This window comes from Balneola vulgaris DSM 17893, from assembly GCF_000375465.1.
Taxonomy (GTDB): Bacteria; Bacteroidota; Rhodothermia; order Balneolales; family Balneolaceae; genus Balneola; species Balneola vulgaris.
The window spans coordinates 40757-62811 of sequence record NZ_AQXH01000004.1 but is presented as its reverse complement, the minus strand read 5'-3'; the positions used below and the strand labels follow the sequence as shown (position 1 = coordinate 62811).

At 38.7% G+C, this 22055-nt stretch carries 21 protein-coding genes; 12 read left to right on the top strand and 9 right to left on the bottom strand.

The features are described from left to right. The first annotated feature begins 5 nt into the window (after positions 1-5). The gene (locus B155_RS0109775; protein WP_018128086.1) at positions 6-1205 is read left to right on the top strand and encodes an amidohydrolase family protein; all 1200 of its coding nucleotides are present in this window, start codon (positions 6-8) and stop codon (positions 1203-1205) included. 78 nt (positions 1206-1283) lie between these two features. Here B155_RS0109775 and B155_RS0109770 read toward each other — a convergent pair whose 3' ends face one another. Next, complete coding sequence (locus B155_RS0109770; RefSeq protein ID WP_018128085.1) at positions 1284-1946, bottom strand: DUF748 domain-containing protein; 663 nt, start codon at positions 1944-1946, stop codon at positions 1284-1286. 80 nt (positions 1947-2026) lie between these two features. Here B155_RS0109770 and B155_RS0109765 point away from each other — a divergent pair, with 80 nt between their 5' ends. After that, complete coding sequence (locus B155_RS0109765) at positions 2027-2533, top strand: YdeI/OmpD-associated family protein (RefSeq protein WP_018128084.1); 507 nt, start codon at positions 2027-2029, stop codon at positions 2531-2533. A 70-nt stretch (positions 2534-2603) separates the two neighbouring features. Here B155_RS0109765 and B155_RS0109760 read toward each other — a convergent pair whose 3' ends face one another. The 3 genes from B155_RS0109760 to B155_RS13635 all read right to left on the bottom strand — a co-directional run bounded on the left by B155_RS0109760 (position 2604) and on the right by B155_RS13635 (position 8047). Continuing rightward, complete coding sequence (locus B155_RS0109760; protein WP_018128083.1) at positions 2604-5180, bottom strand: M14 family metallopeptidase; 2577 nt, start codon at positions 5178-5180, stop codon at positions 2604-2606. 279 nt (positions 5181-5459) lie between these two features. Next, a complete protein-coding gene (locus tag B155_RS0109755; protein ID WP_018128082.1) occupies positions 5460-6170 on the bottom strand; it encodes a LytR/AlgR family response regulator transcription factor in 711 nt (236 codons plus the stop codon). Beyond that, a complete protein-coding gene (locus tag B155_RS13635) occupies positions 6167-8047 on the bottom strand; it encodes a histidine kinase (RefSeq protein ID WP_169331293.1) in 1881 nt (626 codons plus the stop codon). Before B155_RS13635 ends, B155_RS0109755 begins: the two co-directional genes overlap by 4 nt. Positions 8048-8124: 77 nt before the next feature. Here B155_RS13635 and B155_RS0109745 point away from each other — a divergent pair, with 77 nt between their 5' ends. From B155_RS0109745 to B155_RS0109730, 4 genes are read left to right on the top strand one after another with little or no spacing between them, the layout of a single operon-like run. After that, positions 8125-9387 carry an Nramp family divalent metal transporter gene (locus tag B155_RS0109745; protein ID WP_018128080.1) on the top strand — a complete coding sequence of 421 codons (1263 nt, stop codon included), beginning with the start codon at positions 8125-8127 and terminating at the stop codon, positions 9385-9387. Between the two features lie 14 nt (positions 9388-9401). Next, the gene (gene trhA / locus B155_RS0109740) at positions 9402-10067 is read left to right on the top strand and encodes a PAQR family membrane homeostasis protein TrhA (RefSeq protein ID WP_018128079.1); all 666 of its coding nucleotides are present in this window, start codon (positions 9402-9404) and stop codon (positions 10065-10067) included. 5 nt (positions 10068-10072) lie between these two features. Further along, a complete protein-coding gene (locus B155_RS0109735) occupies positions 10073-13009 on the top strand; it encodes a TolB-like translocation protein (protein ID WP_018128078.1) in 2937 nt (978 codons plus the stop codon). Beyond that, positions 13010-13579 carry a DUF2911 domain-containing protein gene (locus tag B155_RS0109730; RefSeq protein WP_018128077.1) on the top strand — a complete coding sequence of 190 codons (570 nt, stop codon included), beginning with the start codon at positions 13010-13012 and terminating at the stop codon, positions 13577-13579. Positions 13580-13605: 26 nt separating this feature from the next. On the opposite strand, the gene B155_RS0109725 is transcribed toward B155_RS0109730, so the two are convergent. Further along, positions 13606-13953, bottom strand: a complete 348-nt coding sequence (locus tag B155_RS0109725; protein ID WP_018128076.1) for an AtuA-related protein — start codon at positions 13951-13953, stop codon at positions 13606-13608. Between the two features lie 87 nt (positions 13954-14040). Further along, positions 14041-14751 carry an SIMPL domain-containing protein gene (locus B155_RS0109720; protein WP_018128075.1) on the bottom strand — a complete coding sequence of 237 codons (711 nt, stop codon included), beginning with the start codon at positions 14749-14751 and terminating at the stop codon, positions 14041-14043. A gap of 170 nt (positions 14752-14921) precedes the next feature. Between B155_RS0109720 and B155_RS0109715 the strand changes: the two genes are divergently transcribed. The 3 genes from B155_RS0109715 to B155_RS0109705 all read left to right on the top strand — a co-directional run bounded on the left by B155_RS0109715 (position 14922) and on the right by B155_RS0109705 (position 15965). After that, positions 14922-15143, top strand: a complete 222-nt coding sequence (locus B155_RS0109715; RefSeq protein WP_018128074.1) for a putative quorum-sensing-regulated virulence factor — start codon at positions 14922-14924, stop codon at positions 15141-15143. 152 nt (positions 15144-15295) lie between these two features. Then, positions 15296-15742 carry a hypothetical protein gene (locus B155_RS0109710; RefSeq protein ID WP_018128073.1) on the top strand — a complete coding sequence of 149 codons (447 nt, stop codon included), beginning with the start codon at positions 15296-15298 and terminating at the stop codon, positions 15740-15742. Position 15743: 1 nt separating this feature from the next. Further along, positions 15744-15965 (top strand): helix-turn-helix transcriptional regulator, encoded by a 222-nt coding sequence (locus tag B155_RS0109705; RefSeq protein ID WP_018128072.1) that lies wholly within the window; start codon positions 15744-15746, stop codon positions 15963-15965. Positions 15966-15971: 6 nt separating this feature from the next. On the opposite strand, the gene B155_RS0109700 is transcribed toward B155_RS0109705, so the two are convergent. The 3 genes from B155_RS0109700 to B155_RS0109690 form a co-directional block, all read right to left on the bottom strand. Beyond that, positions 15972-17054, bottom strand: a complete 1083-nt coding sequence (locus tag B155_RS0109700) for a DUF2914 domain-containing protein (RefSeq protein WP_018128071.1) — start codon at positions 17052-17054, stop codon at positions 15972-15974. A 167-nt stretch (positions 17055-17221) separates the two neighbouring features. Next, positions 17222-18226, bottom strand: coding sequence for a phosphoribosylformylglycinamidine cyclo-ligase (purM, locus tag B155_RS0109695; RefSeq protein ID WP_018128070.1), 1005 nt, complete (start codon positions 18224-18226; stop codon positions 17222-17224). A 42-nt stretch (positions 18227-18268) separates the two neighbouring features. After that, positions 18269-18787: a YfiT family bacillithiol transferase gene (locus B155_RS0109690; protein ID WP_018128069.1), complete on the bottom strand. Its 519-nt coding sequence runs from the start codon at positions 18785-18787 to the stop codon at positions 18269-18271. Positions 18788-19222: 435 nt separating this feature from the next. Here B155_RS0109690 and dtd point away from each other — a divergent pair, with 435 nt between their 5' ends. Genes dtd through B155_RS0109675 form a run of 3 tightly spaced genes read left to right on the top strand, consistent with a single transcriptional unit; the run spans position 19223 to position 22052 of the window. Beyond that, positions 19223-19663, top strand: coding sequence for a D-aminoacyl-tRNA deacylase (gene dtd, locus B155_RS0109685; RefSeq protein ID WP_018128068.1), 441 nt, complete (start codon positions 19223-19225; stop codon positions 19661-19663). A gap of 1 nt (position 19664) precedes the next feature. Then, on the top strand, positions 19665-20552 hold the full coding sequence (locus tag B155_RS0109680) for an alkaline phosphatase family protein (RefSeq protein ID WP_018128067.1): 888 nt from the start codon (positions 19665-19667) through the stop codon (positions 20550-20552). 33 nt (positions 20553-20585) lie between these two features. Further along, complete coding sequence (locus B155_RS0109675) at positions 20586-22052, top strand: YiiX/YebB-like N1pC/P60 family cysteine hydrolase (protein WP_018128066.1); 1467 nt, start codon at positions 20586-20588, stop codon at positions 22050-22052. The last annotated feature ends 3 nt before the right edge of the window (positions 22053-22055 follow it).

Below are 22055 nucleotides of genomic sequence, written 5' to 3'. Positions count from 1 at the left end.
TTGATATGAAGACATTAAGAATTACATTTTTATTGGTGCTATTCGCTGCTTTTTCAAGCACTGCTTACGCACAACGCATCGCTGTTAAAGGCGATACCGTGTATACAAGTGCAGGCAATCCTATTGTGAAGGGGGTTGTGCTGGTGAAAGACGGCAAAATTGAACGAGTAGGTACACAGTCTTCTGTTCGAATCCCTTCAGGTTATGAAGTGATGGAAGCAAAAGTAGTTACCCCTGGATTTATTGATGTACACTCGGTGGTAGGTTTAGCAGGTCACATGAGTCAGCCACACGATCAAGATCAGCTCGAAACTTCATCGGCTATTCAACCCGAGTTACGTGCTATTGATGCTTACAACGCTCGAGAAGAGCTTGTAGGTCACCTGCGCCGTCTTGGTGTGACTACAGTGCATACTGGTCATGGACCGGGAGCTCTTATGAGTGGCCAAACCATGATCGTTAAAACAACGGGCGAAACAGTAGAAGAGGCTGTTGTGACTCCATCTAAGATGATTGCTTTTACTATGGGCTCTATGATTAGTGGTGCTATTAATAAGCCAGGTACACGCTCAAAAGGTGTGGCTATGATTCGACAAGAACTTGTGAAGGCACAAGCTTATGCAGAAAAGCGTAAAAACGGTGATTCCTACACTAAGAACATTCGCATGGAAGCCCTGGCTGATTTACTAGATGGTAAATTAACAGCGATGGTAACTGTTCATAAAGCGAATGATATCATGACTGCACTTCGCCTGCAGAAAGAATTTGATTTCCCAATGGTGTTAGATGGTGCAGCAGATGCGCATCTAATTTTGGATGAAATTAAAGATGCTGGTGTAACTGTATTTGTTCATCCAACGATGATTCGACCTTCTAGAGATGCACAAAATGCGAGTATGGAAACGGCGGGTATGCTTCACAGAGCAGGCATTCCATTCGGCTTCCAAAGTGGCTATGAGCCATATGTTCCTAAAACACGTGTAGTGCTTTTTGAAGCTGGCGTGGCTGTAGCAAACGGCTTAGATCGAAGCGCTGCAATGGAAATATTGACTATCGAAGCGGCTAAGATTCTTGACATCGAAGAAAGAGTGGGTTCACTCGAAAAAGGAAAAGATGCCGATATCGTATTGTTTAATGGCGACCCTTTTGAGTACACCTCCAATGTAACCGGTGTAATCATCAATGGTAAAGTTCAAACGAACTAAACCATCCAAAACTTATAAAAAAGCCTCTCTGAGAATATCAGGGAGGCTTTTTTTATTGGATATGATATTATCGTATTCCTACTTGATTACCTCATTAAAGGTGTCTTCAAGTTTATCAAATAGGGTCGATTTAAGGGCGCTGCTTAACGCTTCACTAATTACGGGTTCAAGCACTTCCTTCATTCCCTCTTGAATAGTATTCGAACCATTTTTACCAATATCGTTTAGCTCTATTCTTGAAACCTTTGCTTTTGTAGTACGCTTTTCGTCAATATTTGAAGAGACTGTAATTTCACCTTCTTCAAGAATAAAACGATCTATTACTAACGACTTCTGGTTTTCATTTTCTTCATCAACTTCTAGGTTCTCGCTAATCGTTCTAAGGTTAATATCCGATCCTTTTTGCTCAAGACTTATAGCTGGGTTTTTAATCTGAAGTCTTTTTACGATGACGGTATCTGAAAACAGACTCTTGAGATCTACATCCATTTCAATTTCTTCTAAATCCATTGCTGCTTCCGTTGAAAACCCTTCGGGGTTAAACACGATAAAGCCATCCATACTACCTGTACCATTTAGTAATGATATATCGACATCATCTACTTCAACTTTGGTATTCAGTAACTTACTTCCTGATTCTTCGATTTGTGACTTTACAATACCATCAATAGTTAAGGTAACCACTAGGAAACCAGCAACTAAAACAGCTAGTAAAGAGCCCAATACTTTCATTGCTTTCATTCTATTCTTTTTAATTATACTCTACCACTTCAAAGCCAAAATGCCTTTAATTGTTTCAAAGCCTAATACTTCGTTAGCCCATGAGTTCCTTCCTGTTTAAGTCGTTTATTGATAAGCATTACAAACTTCGCATGCATTATATCACTGTTCCGAGTGATCAGGTAAAGGCCATTGGTGGCATTGGTACTCGTCTGATTTGCAGAGTAAATGATAATCCTCCTTTCCAATGCGGTTTGGTAGCTTTAGGTGGTGGTGCGGCATACATCTCCCTAAATAAGGCGCGGTTAAAGTCCTTTGGACTTACTTTAGGGAACGAAGTACAGGTTCATCTTGAGTTAGACCAATCTAAATATGGCCTAGAAGTACCGGAGGAGCTGCAAGCATTGCTTGAGCAGGATGAAGAAGGAGCCAAGCTATTCGACACATTAACCGACGGTCAACAGCGATATATCATCTATTATGTAAGTCAGGTTAAATCAAGCGCACTGAAGATAGATCGTGCAATTATGATGATTCGTAACCTGAAGACTATGCCTGAGGGTCCATTTTCATTTCGGCATTTAGTGGGCATACCTCCACGAGATTAAATCATCGACATAAAAAAAGCACCAACGGTGATGTTGGTGCTTTCAGATTTAGCCTAATAAATATTAGTGCTTAATTCGTTGTACCTCCAGAGATGGTATGACCAAAGAAAATCGCGTTAGCGAATAATTTGTTGGTACCATACCAGAATGCTCTGAAATTCGGGTTATCAGTCATAGCAATTACTTTACCAGAACCGAATCGGCTTACTACAACAGCGGCTGTATTAGCCAGTAGCTCTTGGTTTTCGTCCGAAATATAACCAGCTGCAAGAGGCTCGTCAGTATACACTACCGGTGAAGAATAAGGGTTCTTTCCTTTCTTCATGAATAGCGTACTATTTCTAAATACTGTGAAGTTCTCATCATTGAAGCCATATGCTAATGGGTGAGTTAAATCTATTTTAGTATTAAAAATAGCACCACCAATTACTCGAGCACCTGAGTCGTTACTCTGACGGATGTACGGCAGGGTTTCAACGTCTTCTGTTTCTTCCTGCTCTCTTGATACAAACTCAACGTTTGCTAATCCTTGAGATTTAGCCCAGTAAACCGCCGACTTGTAAGCAATTAGAGTACCACCGTTACGAACCCAACGCTTCAGTTCTTCTGTAGCTGAATTAGATAGTCCGCTGTATGCAGAGGTGATGATAACATTGTATCTATCCAAGGTTGAACCTCGAATATCATCTCTTTGTACAATACTAAGAGGCATGTGGTAACGCTGGTCGAGTAAGTGCCAAGCTTCACCCACTTCTGATGAGTTCGCTCCGCTTCCACCAATAATAGCAACTTTAGGTAGCTTCAGGTTTCTGAAGTTATTACTTCCTAAATCCATTCCTTTTGGAGTTAGACCTGTTGAAATAGCATATACCGTAATACCATTTTCTTGGGCTACTTCTTGAACAAGCTTATGAACTTTTTCTTGATCGTCTTGCACGCCCATAGGAATCATAACGGTTCCATAATCGAAATCACGAGGACCATTTGCTGTTACAGCTGTTACTCCTTGAGAAGCAACTTTAGCTCGAACACCATTCGCTAGTAATTTATACATCGCTTTTGGTGTGTAGTACTCATCCCACTCAAATACATAAGCGTAGTTGCTACGTCCACCAACAACCATTCCTTTTGGCATATTGCCAATGCTAAATAGGTCGCCTTGAAGGCTCGTCTTAAACTGACGGCTGTTTAATTCAGCAAATGGTAGGTTGAATGCATAAGGCATGTTAAATGCTGATACATCGTAGAATAAACTATCGGTGAATTCTGTACGGCGTTCAAACATGGCAGTTAACAGCTGATATTGCTGTTGGTTGGTTGGAACCACAAATGCTTTACCCGCTTTGTATTCTGTACCGTTCGCCGTTAAGTCTTCTTTTAGATCATATACTTTGATCTGGTTACGAGTCAACATTTCAGCTAGGTGATAGTTTCTAGCTCTGTCTTCGTCATCACCAAATACATAGGCTTTGATAGAAGCATTTGCTGCTGCTTCTGCTTTCTCTTTATAGAAATCGCGCATGTGAGCTAGTAACTCTTCTCTAAGCTCTATAACCGCTCTCATGGTAGATAGAGTTGCTGTAAACTGATTCTTAACCGTGAAAGGGAATTTCAGTACGCCATGAATACTTTCTTGAGCATGACCTCTAGAACTAGCTTGCTCAAACAGAATACCAATAGATCCATTTACATCTGGGTACGTAGATCCTTTACCGTAATAGAAATCATCAAAGCTTTCTTCTGAGTAGTATAGCGACTGAATTTTATCTAACTCTTCAGCATGGTATTCAGCGATGCTTGCTGTTAAACGCTGGTTACGCGCCGGTGTAAGTGGGTGAGTTCTAGACTGAATTCCTGGCTGGAAGAAGAATGTAGAGTTTGTACCCATCTCATGGTGATCGGTAAGCACGTTTGGCTTCCACTCGTGGAATTTAGCCACACGCCCTTTACTCTCTGGGTGCTGCATTAACAACCAATCTCTGTTTAAATCGAACCAGTAGTGGTTTGTTCTACCACCCGGCCATACTTCATTAAACTCACGACTATTTGGGTCGCTAACTAAGGTATTTAAACTTTTGTGCATGTTTGCCCATTGAGCAAAACGGCTTAAACCATCTGGGTTGATGCTTGGATCAATTAGGATGATGGCATTTTCAAGAAGTTCATCAATTTCACGGCCTTGAGCAGCTGCTAAATAATAAACCGTAAGTGGAGATGCATTCGAACCACTTGGCTCGTTACCGTGTACACTAAAGCTTTGTGTAAGCACAACTGGCATCTTGCTGATGTCTAAATCACCTGATTTAGAAGCATCTGTCAACATCACATGCTCTCTCTTCAACTTATCGATATTACGATGGTTATTTGGAGAGGTAATTGTGAGCATTAAAAGTGGACGGTTCTCGTAAGTACGAGCATATTCTGTAATAGTCACACGGTCGGAAGCTTCAGCTACCGCATACATGTAGTTTACTAGTTGGTCGTGACGAATATGCCATTCTCCAACTTCTGCCCCTAAAATAGATTTTGGTGTAGGTATACTAGAATCGTAAGTAACCCCTTTTGGTAGGTAATAATCCAAGGTTACTTGCGCTTGAGCCTGAAGGCCAATAAGTAACACTGGGATTATCAGTAGTATCTTTTTCATATAGTTAAATGATTTGTTGAATTTCTATAAGCCCTTAATGGTAGCTTTTACACATGAAAAATGCTGAAAAAAGCTTAAAACAAAAAAAGCGCAATAACTGCTTTCAAACAACTATTGCGCTGTAGTCCCTCAATATTTCGGTTTTCACCAGTGGGATTGAGGGCTAGGACATCTTGTGGTTACTATAATCTCTCTCCATAAATCCCTAAAAGAATATGCACAACAATCTACTTTGATGGGCTTACAGCTTAGTATTCTAAACCGTGGAGTGAGTTAAATTCAGCTCTGAATGAGTAACAATAGCTCTTCTTTCTTGTCAGAGGAGACGGGAATCTCCATTTTGTCCGACATTATCACCATTCCGCCTTCAGATTTGCGGTACTTTTCGATGTGAGCAAGGTTGATTAAATAGCTTTTATGCACTCTAAAGAAATACTGATCGGGAAGCTGTGCACTTACATACTTCAGCGTTTTACTGATTAGCCTCGTATCTCCAGATTGGGTATGTATTTCTGTGTAGTTATTGCAAGCCTTGGCATAAACGATATCAGAATGTCTGATAAGCTCAATTTCTTCGGTCGTCGATATCGCAAGTTTATCAGATATGACTTTCTCAAGCGAGGGTTTTTTCAGCGCGTATAGCTTTTGAACTACTACTTCTAATTCCTCAACGTCGATGGGTTTGAGTAGATAGGCTTCTGGTTTGAAGTCAATAGCCTGAATAGCATGGCGAGCATGCGCCGTAGTAAATACAATCTTCGTTTCTTTAGGTTCAATTACTTTCAACAACTCAAAGCCATTTAACCCTGGCATTTCAATATCTATGAATAGTACGTCCGGTTTAATTCGCTTTAAATTATTTACACACTCTACGCTGTTGTTACAGGTAAAAAGAACATCTACATGATCTGAAAACGACTCTTCTAAATCATACTTGAGTGTTTCAATGCAATGAAGTTCATCGTCAACTATAGCCACTTTCAGTTTCATGTCGTCATTTTTATAATTTTCGGTAACTGGAAACTAACTTCGGTTCCTGCCGAACTTCCATCGGTATGGTATAAGTCTTTTATATGAACCCTTGGGGATTCCTCTGATGCCTTTTCAAGCATAGCAAGACGCTTATTGGTAAGCTCAATGGCCATCGATTTATTTTCCTTGGGTACACCAGATCTGCTTTTACTCGCTTCTTCACGACCAATACCATTATCTCGAATGGTGATATTTAAATAAGCATCTTCTTCTTTTATCACCAATTCAATTTTCTTTGCGCCCTCTTTTTGCATCAATCCATGCCAAATGGCATTCTCTAAGAAAGGCTGCACTATAAGGGGCGGTATCAATATTAATTCCTGATCAATCGATTCATCCACACGTACGTCAAAGCCGAATTCATCTCTGAATCGCAATTGCTCTATCTGAACATAGAGGTTTAACACTTGAAGCTCTTGTTTTAGGCTAATCGACTCCTCGGTTGAATACTCCAGAATTTGTCGAATTAATCGGGAGAATTTCGAAAGATAACCCGACGCTTCCTTTGTCTCGTTCTTAATCATATAAGAACGAATGCTATTGAGTGAGTTGAAAATAAAGTGTGGGTTCATTTGAGATTGAAGCGCTCTCATTTTAACTCGCTCCATCTCTTTACTTAGTATCGTTTTTTCATCTTCCCGACGTTTCATAAGTATGCCCAAACCCATCGCAAAAATCAGGATTTCAATCACTACCCCAATCATGAAGTATTGGATGTCTACCAGTACCAAGGCCGTTACGCTTCCAGCTAAAAGCACGCTTGAACCCGCAATAATAAATAATCCACGACGATCTTTAAGGTTTACTATCACATAGATGTTACTCAGTACAGCAAATACAATCATAAAGAGTCGCTCTGCCGTAACTAAGTAATACGGCATAATGCTCAATGGCTGTACAAAAATGGATATGGTTATAGCTATTACAAAAACGATTAGCAGCCATTCAACCCATTTTGCTACTTGATTAAATTTGGGATATAGGTTCTCCGCATCTATAAACTTTCTCACAAATCGGGTATACCAGAAGTTTAGCAAAATCTGAGTACACTCGTTCCACACATGATTATAAACCGGGTGGCTACCAAACATCCATACTGAGAAGCCAGGGTACATTTTCACACCTAAATACATAAGTAGGAAAATCAGATAGATTCCATAAAGCAGATATAGCGACTCCTTATACACAAAGTAAATGCCAAAGGTATACACTAATAGGAAGGCAATACCTCCTAAAAATAATATCGATCTATATTGGTAGGCAGCCGATTCTAAAAATGAACGCAGTGAGATAAATGTGAAATCGGTATATGTTGCTGCTGCAACATGTCGTTTATATATCAGCCGAGCAAAAAAGGGTTCTATCAGTTTTACGTACACATATTTTCCCTCAAAAAGCTCCTCTGGAGATACCACATGATAACGCCAATTCAGGTTTTCGAGGCCATATTGTACCGCATCAAAGTTTCCAGATTTTGATACTTGAATTCCCGAATCAGGATGTGTGGTGTAAACATTATTCACCGAAAAGTTACCTGTTCGCAGTACCCATTCTTCATCTTTACTTAAGTTGAGATTCGAAAAATCTGCTCGTAGCCAATACACTTTATCTCTTTGATGAGGCATGGTGGCTTGTAAGGTATCAAAGGAAAATTGAGCAGAATCAGAAAGTATGTCTTGAAGTGAAAGTTCAGGATTATTCACTTCAAGCCATTCTATGGAAGGATACTGAAATGATTTAACCTCAAGAACTTCGATGGATTCATTATCAAAAATATTGATACATCCCGAGGTGAGCACTAATAGGAATAAATATGTAAAAAGCGTTTTTTTCATTTTGTGCATTTTACGATTTACAGATGGAAAGAAAAATTTGTACTCTCACGAAATTCAACACTTTACTCGTTTAAACTATGGCTACAGAAAGTTCTTCTCGTTTTGCAACCTTAAAGTACGCTTTAGGACCAGGGCTCATCATGTCGGCAGCGGCTGTTGGGGTTTCACATTTGGTGCAATCAACCCGTGCAGGAGCTGAGTATAGCTTTGCCTTAATTTGGGCGGTATTACTCGCTAACTTGTTTAAATATCCATTTTTAGAGTATGGCCCACGTTATGCCATAGCCACCAAAGAAAGCATGATAGAAGGCTATAAAAAACTGGGGAATTGGGCCTTTTGGGTGTTTGTAGTATTTACTCTAGGCACCATGTTCACGGTTCAAGCAGCTGTTACCATCGTTACAGCCAGTTTAGCGGCTGAACTAACCGGCATTGCCCTCAATCCACTTTTATGGAGCGCTATTGTCCTTGCTATCTGTATAAGCATTTTACTTGCGGGACAGTATTCGGCTCTCGATTCTGCCATTAAAACCATTATGGTAATCCTTACTATATCCACCATTATTGCTATTGGTGTAGCCATATTTAAAACAGATACGATGGTTGCTACCATAGAAGCACCTTCCATTTGGAATGTAGCTGGGGTTTCATTCTTAATTGCCTTAATGGGCTGGATGCCCATTCCAATTGATGCTGCCGCATGGCACTCGTTATGGTCGCTGGAACGAACTAAACAAACAGGGAAATCACCGAGCTTAAAAGACGGCTTATTCGATTTTAACATCGGTTATATCGGAGCCGGACTATTGGCGGTAGGTTTTCTATCTCTTGGGGCCTTAGTAATGTTTGGAAGCGGGGAGACCTTTGCGGCCAATGGAGGGTCTTTCGCCCAACAGTTAGTGAGTATGTACACCAACACCTTAGGCGATTGGGCTTATTTGATTATCATCATTTGTGCCTTTACTACCATGTTTAGTACCACTTTAACCGTTACGGATGCTTATCCTAGAGTAAGTAGGCAGATTATATCCGTTATAAATCCCAGCTTTAATGCGAGTTCTAAATCTAATTACCGAACGCTCATTATCATCATCTCTCTAGTGTCGCTGTTTGCTCTTTATATCACGGGCAGTCAGTTTGTGTTTATGGTAGACCTAGCAACTACTCTTTCATTTTTAACGGCACCAATTATAGCATTTATTAATTATCGATTGGTGATGTCGAAAGACTTCCCGGCCGACTTTAAGCCTCCAATGTGGCTCAGAGTATTAAGTTGGAGTGGAATTCTATTTCTGACCGGATTCGCTCTTTTGTATATTTATTGGACTTTCGCGATCTAACCAACCAAAGATCAATGTCCAAAATATTATTCCCTCCAAGAGAGCCTTTTAATGCTTACTCCCATTTATTGGGAGCCATTCTTGCACTCGCTTTTTTAGTGTTCCTAATTGTTAAAGCACACGGGGATTCGGTATGGCCACTAGTAAGCTTCATTGTTTATGGTGTTACCGTCTTTTTGATGTTTGCTTCAAGTGGCATTTATCACATGATTAATGTAGAAGCAAAAGAGGTAGAGGAGCTCTTCCGTAAGTTTGATCATATCATGATTTACTTGGTGATTGCAGGAACCTATACGCCTATATGTACGGTAGTTTTAGAAGGCAATTGGCGACTTTGGATGCTCATTGGCATCTGGAGTTTTGGACTGATCGGTGTATTTAAAAAGATCTTTTGGATGGGCGCCCCTCGTTGGTTCTCAACTATTTTATATCTCATCATGGGGTGGGTATCGGTAATTATCTTCCCATTGCTTTGGGAACAACTTCCTCATGGCTTTGCCTATTGGATAGCTATTGGGGGCATTTTTTATACCATTGGGGCGATTATTTATGGCATCAAAAAACCGAATCCTATTCCCGGTAAATTCGGCTTTCATGAGATTTGGCATTTATTTGTATTGGGAGGTGCTTTTTCTCATTTTTGGGCTATCTATCATTACCTTCCAGGATATCTAATTTAACCTTCATGAGAGCTTTACGTTCTTTTCTAACTACCTGTATTTTAGTCCTTTGTAGTTCTAGTTTTACCTCTGCTCAGTTTACTATTCCTCAACAGGTGTATAGTACTATTCATCGCCCGGCGGGATATGATTGGCAAGAGCTAAAAAGCCCCCATTTTAGAGTTATTTATCCGAGTGGTTTAGATTCTCTGGCTCGCCGTACGGCCATGATACTTGAGCAACAATATCCCAAAGCATCGCAGTTAACGGGTGGTTCATTAACTAACTTTCCTGTGGTTCTAACCACATACAATGACCTAACCAATGGTTTTGTAACTCCTTTAAATTTTCGATCTGAATTTGATGCGGCTCCTTTTAAGGGGAAATCACTCAATCCCAAATCTGGTGATTGGCTAGAAACGGTACTTCCTCATGAACTTGTACATGCCTTACAAGGCAACGTTACTGTGGCCGGTTCAAGTGGTTCCTTAATTCGATTAATATCCCCAGATTTCGCGAGATCCGTTAATTTTTATCCACCTGTAGGCGTACATGAAGGCTTAGCCGTCCACCATGAGTCTACTCGTGTATTCGATAATGGCGGGCGTAACAATTATCCCTACTACATAAATCAGTTTTCAGCCAATGTGGCTAGTAATGACCCATGGAGTGCCGGCCAAATTTTTCAAACATCTGGATATACCCTTCCTCTCAATCGTCATTATATATCCGGCTCTGCTTTTACGAGGTGGTTACACCAAACCTATGGGGAAGAGGTTTCTAACAATGCCATTCGCTATCATTATAAATACTTTTTCTTAGGCTATGGGTTTGCTTTAAAGCAAGTAACAGGGAAGTGGCCCTCCGAATTATATGCTGATTATATAGCTGCGCAGAAGCAAAATGAACGTGTGCGCCAAAATGATATCGGCACTTCAACTCAACAACACCATCAAATTTTAGAGACTCCATTTAAAGGAGTTCGACTCAATAGACCAATCTGGACAAGCCCTTCTACAATTGCCTATCATGGTATTCACTACAACGGAATTCGTGGGCTTTATAGCTATGACCTAAACAGCAAAAAGGCTTCACGCATCAAAGAATTATTTGCCGTAGCTGATTACTCCTTCGATCTATCTCTGAGTAGGAATGAAATGCTCATTTCAGAATACCTTCCAGAGCGTTTGTACAATGGTGCTTACAAAGCGACTCCTAGAATCGTTGCTCTTGAAGATGGTTCCATGAAATCTATAGCTAATCAAGACCGTATTTATAGTCCTACTTTTGCCAAGGATGGGTATTTAGCATTACAAACTCATTTAGCTAGCGCTGACGTTATACATATTTCCTCTGAAGGTGAGGTTACAACATTGGCTCATTTTACAGGTGCACATCCAGTAGAGATAAAGACCAATCCCTCGAATCCTGATCAAATCGCCCTCATCGTTAATAGAAGAGGGCTTCAAGCATTGTGGCTTACAACACCTTCAACTATACAGCAAGATGTGCTGCAACCACCAAATATTGCTTTTGAAGACGCATCTATCTTTGATCTATCATGGCACCCAAATGAACAGAAACTGCTTTTTTCATCCGATAAAGGGGAAGCACTTAATATTTACGAATTAAATCTTACAACGGGCGATGTCCTTCAACTAACCAATGCTCTATTTAATGCTTATGAAGGCAGTTACTCGCCCGACGGTTCAGCTATAGCCTTTATTCAACAGGGTAATCAAGAACAAAAAATTGCCGTTCTGCGTGAAGAACATTTTTATAACCAACGAGTGCCACGAGATAAATTTATTCAAGGTTCAGATTTAAGATCTCAATTGGAAAAACCTCTTCTTGGAAGTGAGCTTTCAACAGAAGCGGCTGCTTGGCCGACAAAAAAATATGGAGATGCTTCTTGGTTAAAGCCACGAACCATACTTCCTGTTCTCAAGGACCGGGTAGGGACTCTTCAATTTGGAGCATCCCTTCAAAGCATAGATGTATTACGAAGTCAGCAATATTATGCCGAGATAACCGGCATTCAAGATCGTCTTTGGTACGATTTAAGATATTCAAACAAAACCTTTTGGCCTGGCTTTAAAGTTAGAGCATACAGTAATCCTTCATTTGGCGTATTTGCAGATGTAGGAGGAAGTCCGTTTTCCTATATGTTACAGGAACGTGGTTTTAGCTTTGAAGTGCCCATGACCTTTGACTTGAATAGCACCACGCGAAGTCGATATTTATATTTTTCTCCAAAGTTAACCACTGAGCAGTTTCGCTACTTTGATTTAGCCGCGAATAGTCTTTCAGATTTTGAATCTCAGTACAAAGCTGGATTCTATTCTCAATTAAGTTGGAATGTGCTTTCACTTACTCGATCGGTACAACCCGTAGCGGGTGTTTCCCTATTTGGCTTCTTAGACCATGCGTTGAATGATCCCGATATTATCATCGCTTTTGGGAATAACAATCGAGGTGCTGTAACTCTTAATGATCGATGGGCCGCTTATTATGGAATCAATGGATATGTATCTCCACTTCGAAAATATAATCAGTCTTTAAAATGGGATATTCAGTTCCTACAACAAAGTGATGACTTATTATATAGTGTTTCTACTATCATTCCTGAAGCCTTCTCAAGTGATGCCTTTAGGAGACCTACAAATACATCACAATCTTTCAATAACTTAGCTCGTTTCAGTACTCGTTATACCATACCATTAGTGTATGCGGATGACGGGGGAATGCTACTACCATTGTATTTACGATCCATTTATCTAACTACTTTTTCACATACTATAACCGATTTAAATCAATCTGATATAGTTGAAGCAAGTCGAAGTGTGATTGGTGCAGGTATTCACTTTCAATTGAATCTATCAAATATTAATATCGATTTGGGTTTTGGGATTTCATACGAGCCAACGAGATCTAATTCTAAGTTCGTTTTTGGAGACTTTTAAATGATGTACCAATTAAAAAGCTACCAACTACCAATTGCTGTACTTGTGCTGAGTATTGCGCTATGGGGTTGTGAAAACAAGAAGCCTTCCACGCCTGAAGAATCTCCAATTGGGAACCGAAAAAGTCCTATTGCTATATCTTCGGTAAAGCACGAGAATACCTACATAAAAGTAGTTTATGGGCAGCCATATCGGCGTGGACGAACAATCTTTGGGGAATGGGAGCCTTATGGCGCTGTATGGCGAACGGGAGCAAATGAAGCCACTGAAATTACCATTACTGAACCCGTTTTAATGAATAATGAAGTAATAGATGCGGGCACTTATTCTCTATTTACTATTCCAGAAGAAGAAAGCTGGACAGTAATACTAAATCATGGTTTGGGACTGTGGGGAGCCTTCGAATACAATGAGCAAATGGATTATACCCGCTTTGAAGTGCCTGTGCAGATATTAAACGATCCTATTGAAGCGTTTTCAATAGAGTTTGAAGAACCTCAAGGTTCGATGACACAAATGATTCTACAATGGGATCTCGTTAAAGTTGAGATCCCTATTCGCTTTTACTAATTGTTAGGTGAGAGAAGTAAAGCTCTTTAGTTTTGCTCTACAAGTTCAAGTAATTCAGCAGGTACATCGATGTCCATTCTCAGTACTTGAGAAGCATGCGTTTTTCCTTGGGCATCTAATTTAAGCGATACGGTACCGCCGCCGCCTAAACTTTCATTCAAGATAAAGTTCAACGCACCTATATTCGGTAATTCAAAGCGTTCTACTTCCCCTTTGCACACATGCTTCATGTGTTCTTTAACACGCTCTGCTGTTAATTGCTCTTGAAGAAATGGATAGATATCTGGGTGACGTGCAATGATTCCTACATTTGAACCATTTCCTTTATCGCCACTGCGACCATGTGCTATTTTCAGAAGTTTTACCTGAGGCATAAATACGTTTTTTTAATTCCATTGAAAGTACAGAATAATGCTATTCTTTTCGAGCGTGAATATAGATTGAAAAGCATTTTACATCCCTTAGTCGTCTAAGTAGTATACAACCGTCGAAACCACTCTTACCTTTTTGATATGGGTATTATTTTTATCCCTATTACTGATACTAAACTGTCCTTGGTACGCCGTTTTGATCTTTCCCAGTTTACTATTCGAATCTTCAGCAAACTTTTGAGCTGCTTTTCGAGCCTCATTCGTTGAAGCCTCAATCATATCCGGTTTAATTTCATTTAATCGAGTAAACAAGTACTCCGTTCGAACTTGATATTCATTCCCCGTTAAGGCTACACCTTGTTTTCCTAATTCAGGTAACTGTGTTTTTAGTTTTCTTATCTCTAATACATTTTCAGAGTAAACCGTTACTGTTTGCGTGGCTACAAATCGAAACTGGGTGTTGTTCGATCCGCCATATTGCTGTGCTGACTTATCCGTTACAAATGGCGTGGAAACAGTAATCTCATCCTCAGATACCCCATAGTTTTTCAAAAAGGATTTCACCTTTTCTTCACTCTTTTCTAAATCAGCATATATCCCTTCTAAGCTATTGCTTGCCTCCGTGTATTGAATAGGCCATATCACCACATCTGCTAACACCTCTTGTTCAGCAAGTCCTTTAACCGTAACAGTACGTTCAAATTCTTTTACTTCGATGGCTGCCTTACCCAATATTAAGCCTAATAAACACAGCCCTAATAAAATACCAACACCTGTTACCCAGCTACTTTTACTTTCCATATCTACTCAATTTTAATTCAACCTTACTTACATTAACACATAGAAAGGTTCATTATCTTTTGTTCCTACCTTCCTTGTACTTACTTGTAAAAATTCTATTTATTGTATGAAGTCACTATTAAGAAGCTATTCATTTATATTTAGCCTTTAATTCAGCTAATTCCCTATTGATGTACGATCCTCAATTTATGATAGACCTTGTTAGAGCCCGTATGCCTTTTGGTAAATATCAGCATTGGTTTATCACAGATCTTCCTGTGCATTACCTAGAGTGGTTTCAACGCAAGGGTTGGCCGCCTGGAAAATTGGGGCAGTATCTATCTACTATTTTCGAGGTAAAGACTAATGGATTAGATCACGTTATAGATCCATTAAAAAGACAGTATAGATAGACCTTTCTTCCTTTAATCATCAAAACTGATTGTTAAAGGTGTTCTCGTTTCAATCAAAGATTCCATTTAATTAGTAAAAAATTTATTCCATAGTGTAACAAATATTTTACATCACGTAAGGTGTGCTATACATTAACTCAAATTAAGCGCATATGTCACGTCAAGAAGTTTACGCATGGGCCTCTTTTGCTTCATCAATCGCAATTGCAGGTTTATATACTATCTATGTTTTAGGATGGGGTGGAGAGTCACCTACCGTATCGGATCAATTGTCGTCTGTACTTATCAAAGTCTTTCTCTTCGCCTTTATTATTGAACTCGTAATTGGTGTATTGGATTCAAAAGATGGAGTATCTAAAGATGAACGAGATTATCTAATTGCTTCAAAAGGATATAGAAATGCCTATGGCTTTTTGTGTGCTGCTGTCTGTTTCGTACTCTTTCAAATTCCTTTTTCATCTTTCTATGAACAATCTTGGGGGTTACATTTCAATATCCCTGCTAATATTCTTCTTTTTCACACCCTTTTGTTTGTGCTTCTATTTGCTAGTATGATAAATAGAGGTACTCAAATCTATTTTTATAGAAAGGAGTTTTAAGATGAGTGATGTAGCTCTTCAAAATAATATTCGCACACTACGATTTATGGCGGGTGAAATGACTCAGCAAGAGTTAGCTGATAAAGTTGGAGTGACTCGCCAAACCATTAACGCTATTGAGGCTGCTAAATATTCACCCTCTTTAGTGTTGGCTTTTAAAATAGCTCATGCTTTTAACAAGCCTATACATGAAGTGTTTAGTTATTCAACGAATACTAAATAACACTCACTAGTATTGATCAGTTTTTAAATTTGGTGGAACCCTTGTAGAGTCGACAATCACTTCAAAATTGATTCGACCTAGAACTTTTCCATCATCGGTATTTACGTCCACTTTCCAGTCCCCAGAAAATAAATTGGTTTTGTATGAATACCCTCTATATCCACCATCACGGCCACCCGTAATTTCAAACTTTATGTTATCCGTTACTTCCCATTCTTCGGTATTAGGATTTTTAAATTGCCACGAATGTACAATCTCTTTCTTTAGATCTGCCGGTGCAAAAATTGAAGTAAATACAAATAAACTGTCCCCTGGCTTATAGATGGTTTTCTCTTCAAAGTCTTTAAAGAATCCACCTTTCTGATAGGTCACAAAATAATGTCCATTCGCTTTTGAGATATCTTGTGCAATGAGCCCTTTCTCCATAGCTAATGGTACCGGAGGGATGAGATTAAAGTAGTAAAACACATTAATCATGCAGTAGATAGCAACGATTAACCCAATGAGTTTTCCTTTATGAAGTTCTCGTCGTGTAGAAGGACTTTTACCATAAATGAAAGTCACTAAAAATAAGGTACTTGCTAAGCTTATACCCCCTGATACTAAAAACACAAAAGTGTTCATTACATTTATTAGAACGGGAATAAAGAACGTGAAGAAGGTAAAATTGACAAAGAAGTAAGTACCAAATTGTAAGTACTTATTGGAAATTCGTTTTTTTAGTAGCTCGTTGGCAAAAAGAAGTATCACCAGAATGATGAAAAAGGAAATGGTTTTTGTGAAGGATACACTTCTGGAGTAGAAAATAACGTAAGCACTACATAAACCACCCAAAAAGAACTGTATAGCTAGTGGGAAATAATCTTCATACTTCTCAAGAAAGGTTTCCTTCCATTTGTCATCATCGGCAAGGTTGTATAAATATAGACAAACACTAAGTGATGAGAGGTATACACAAAGTATCACTCTGTCATATAAACGATCAATACTACCTAGGGTAAGCGAGTCCCAAATAAAACCAAGAATAAAGAAAACAACGGGAGCACTTTTTTTATGCTTTCGAATATATGCACGAAATCTTGTAATCATGAAAAATTCAGGTTAAATGGATTCCGGCAAAAGATAGTATAGTCAGTAGTTTCAAACTGTTAATTATTTAAGAGTATTAACTAAGAGTCCAAACTCCTTCTGTTGTTCCAGAATTCATCGGACTCTAACTTAATTTCGTAAAACTACTATAACGGCAAAATGAAGTGCTAAACTACAGCTCCAACTTCAAATACTTCTTCTCCTAATTCTTGAGCTTTGGCTTTTACAGCATCAACCGCATCGGCTGAAACTACCGTAACTAAACCAATTCCCAAGTTAAAGGTAGCTTGCATATCATCTTCAGGAACATTGCCGATTTCTTGGATTAGTTTATAAACCGCAGGTCGCTCCCAACCATCCCAATTGATATCAAGGGCTAATCCTTCAGGTAAAATTCTTTTAGTATTACCTACCATACCCCCTCCAGTGATATGAGAAAAACCATTCACACCCTCTAATTCTTTAAGAGCTGTAATAAGTGGTAAGTAAGATCTATGAATTTGAAGGAGTTCTTCTGCTACAGTACTTCCAAGCTCTTCTACATAATCGTTCACATCATATTTACTGAATAGAACTTTTCTTGCTAGCGAATAACCATTGGTATGAAGTCCTGAACTCTTGAAACCTAATAACACATCGCCTTTTTGAATGGATGCCCCATTTATCACTTTGTCTTCATCTACAATACCTACAATAGTACCGGCTAAATCAAATTCACCTTGATCATAAATATCTGGCATCTCTGCTGTTTCGCCACCAATAAGCGCCACACCATTTTCTTTACAAGCGGTTGCAAAACCTTTTATTACTTCGTAGCCAACGTTTTGCTCTAATTTTCCAGTAGAGAAATAGTCTAAGAAAAACAGTGGTTGTGCTCCACAAACAGCAATATCATTGATACAGTGGTTTACTAAATCTTGCCCAACAGTATCATACTTACCAGCTTTGAAGGCTACAATTAACTTGGTTCCAACTCCATCTACCGAGCTTACAAATACAGGATTTTTAAAGTTGCCTAATTCAGGCTTAAAAAATCCACCAAAACCGCCAATGTTAGATAACACGGCAGAACTATGAGTTTCTTTAACTACACCTTTAATTGAATCAACTAATTCTTCACCCGCTTTAATGTCTACGCCTGAATCTTTGTAAGTAAAAGTTTTCTTAGTCATGATAAAAGTATTTGAATGGCTCGCTGGCCGATGTATTAAAAATTATTGGTTTCTTTTGATGAGTTGAATATGCCCTAAATGGTGATTTCCATGCCAAGCGTACATTGCTGTTGCTTGCAATAAACTATATTCAATCTCAGATTCAGGATGAAAGAATGTTTTATTGAAATCTTCTTCATTCATTTGATCTAAAACAGCTACCCACTTTTTATGTATGAGTTCAAGTAAGGTTAATCCATCCTCTATACTCAATGCATCATAATCACCTAATGAAGTCCAAGCTTGTTCATCATAAGGTTTAATGGTCGGATTCTTTTCTGTTAGTGCCAGTTTAAAACGAATCAAAGAATTTAAGTGGCTATCACCTAAATGATGAATCACTTGAGTGGTCGTCCAACCACCTGGGCGATACGTAGTATCTAATTCTTCTTGAGAGTAGGTTTGTATAGCGGAACTTATTCTTGAGGGGAGTGTTCTAATATCATCTACCCATGAAGCTACATCACTGAATTGATGTTGTGCATCATAATCAAAATTTCCGATAGGGTATCTCAGATCCATATGAATGAATTTAATTCTGTCTCAAATATACGGTCTTAAAAAAATCTTTGAAGCTCTTTTTCTGATTCTTATCCACACCCTAAGAGACAATCAAAATGAGATTTATAAATTTAATATATAGTAATAGAGAGTGTGGATTTGTGGAAAACAAAGTTATCCTTTTTCTCCCCATTTCTTGACACAACTATGTGGATATCAATGTGGATTATGTTGATAGTAAAATCAAAGGGTTAAATAGTCTCTTTTTTTGTTATCAACAAGCGCACCTGTTTTGTACATAAAAATTGATCTACCTATGCCAACACCAAAAGTTATTCTTTTTGGATGTTGATTACCCCAGTTTTTTGTGGAAACTTGTTGAGAACTTTGAGGGTAAATAGTTATCCAGTTTTTGTACAACAGTAATCCACATAGTAATTAACATTATTCACATTCATGAAAGTAGTAGTTCAGCGCGTAAGTTCAGCATCTGTAACCGTTGGAAAAGAAATAACCGGGGCCATTGAAAAAGGTTTATTACTTCTGGTTGGGATTCATGAGCAGGATGATAGAAAGTCATTAGAATGGATGTGTAATAAGATTCTGAAACTCCGCATTTTCGAAGATGAAGAAGGGAAAATGAATAAATCTGTTCAGGATGTTGAGGGAGGATTGCTCGTGGTTTCTCAATTCACACTATATGGAGATGCTAAAAAAGGAACGCGCCCAAGTTTCATAGAAGCAGCTCGTCCTGAATTTGCTGAGCCCTATTATGAAGAGATGGTTCAATATTTTAAAGAGCAATCATCATTGAATATTCAAACCGGTCAATTTGGTGCAATGATGGAAGTTGAACTCGTTAATGATGGGCCGGTAACCTTAATATTGGAGAAGTAATTTGAGTGTACTATTTCTATTTATTGATGGTATTGGCTTAGGCAACAAAGGAAATGAAAATCCTTTTTATACAAACACCTATGAAAGTTTTGAAATCCTATCGAATGGTAATTATTTCAAAAAGGCCCCTAATTATGTAACAGATAAACAACTGTACAAAGGGATTGATGCAAATCTTGGAGTAGAAGGCTTACCTCAAAGTGGTACAGGACAAACCGCATTATTTACTGGGCAAAATGCAGCTAAAGAAATAGGTAAACATTTTGGACCTTTTCCTCACTCAGGTATAAAACACTTTTTAAAGAAAGACTCCATTTTTAATGATGTAAATCAATTGGGAAAGGAAGCTTATTTCATGAATGCATACCCACCCATATTCTTTGAACATGCACAAAAAAGAAATAGATGGAGTTGTACTACCCTAATGACGAAAAGTGCAGGGCTTCCTTTAAATTCAACAGAAGAGATTAAAGCAGGGTTAGCGCTTACGGCCGAGATTGTTCAAAATGCCTGGCGAGAACAACTAAATATTGATATCCCAAAAATAGACACTCGTGAAGCAGCAAATCGAGTGTTAAATATGCTTCAGATTAAAGACTTGGTGCTCTATGAATACTATTTAACAGATAAAGCCGGGCATTCGAAAAAGGAAGAAAATGCCCAACGTGTTTTAAAGCCCTTAAATGAGTTTCTATTGCACCTTTTAAAAGGGATGAATTCAAATGACACCCTTATCATTAGTAGTGATCATGGGAATCTGGAAGATTTATCTGTTAAAACACATACCAGAAATGAAGTCCCACTATTTGTATATGGGCAAGGAGCGAATATGTTTAAGGATGTGAATAGTATCTTGGAGGTAAAAAACACCTTACTAGATATCCTTTAGAAGCATTGCACAGCATTTTCTATATATTCAAATATGCTTAAAAAAATATACCTCTCTGTTTTTGTAATAATAGCACTTTACGGAGTGTTATTGATTCCCGACAACGCTGCTATTCCTATTGAAGAGGAGGGAAATGCGGTACCATTCATTTGGGATAAAGATGATAAATGGGATGAATTGGAGGAGCAGTTTACACAGTATACTCGGTTAGAAAGGGATTCCTTAAATCTACAGATTGAATATTACCTCCAAGAATCGCGTGACTTACTCGATCAAATAGATTCAACATCAATAGCGAACGACCAAGAGTTGGGGCACTTTTTGAATAGCTACTTTGAGCTTTCAACTCGAATTGCCGCTTCAAAAGAAATACATCCTAATTATTTAGAGATGTACAACGATGCCCGAAGGAAAATAAAGCAGGCATCGATTAATTGGGACCTAAGCCAACATTCTCAAAGAGAGCTCATTTATCAAATGTTATATGGAATGCGCGCTGCTGTTGAAGAAGTATTACTTCAATCATATGATGCTATAGACCCTGTACTACATGTTCAAGATGAGCCTTCAGAAACACCATCTACTCAAGTTTTAGGGATTAAAGTGCATAGTGGTGATTTATTAGTATCACGGGGTGGGGCTGAAGTGTCGGCTTTGATATCAAGAGGAAATGATTATCCAGGTAATTTCTCTCATGTAGCTCTTATTTATATAGAAGAGGGAACGAACATTCCGTATTTCATTGAAGCTCATATTGAACGAGGAGTAGCTATTGCTAGATTAGATGAATACATCAACGATCGAAAACTACGGTTTATGGTAGTTCGACCTCGTGCGGATTTAGAAGCACTTCAAGAAGATCCAATGCTTCCACATAAAGCAGCAAAATGGATATTTGAAGAAGTTCAAAATCGACATATACCCTATGATTTCAAGATGAACTTTTATGATGATGAAGCGATGTTTTGTTCAGAAGTAGGTTCAACAGCCTATGCCAAGTATGGTATTCAATTATGGGAAAATGAATCTACCCTTTCATCAACCGGTGTGGTGAGTTTGTTGAATACATTTGGTGTAGAATATTTCAGAACACAAATGCCTTCAGATTTAGAGTATGATTCTCAATTAAGTGTTGTGGCTGAATGGAGAAGCAATGAGTCGCTTTGGGATGATCATGTATACAATGCTGTTATAGATGCCATGCTTATGTGTGCTAGCCAAGGGGATAAAGTAGAGCATAATCCATTCATGTTGCCCGTAGCTAGAGTTATAAAAGGCTATAGTTGGCTAATGAATCGATTTGGGAAGGCAAGTATAATTCCGGAGGGGATGAGTGCCACGCAGGCTTTAAAGAACAATACCTTTGTTGAGGAGCATAAAACCATTAAAGAAAAAGTATTGCTAGAATCAGAAACATTCTATCAAGAAAAAGGCTATAAGCCACCCTATTGGGAACTTGTTCGAATGGCAGAAAAATATGCCAGTTGTTCTGTGAACTAAAGA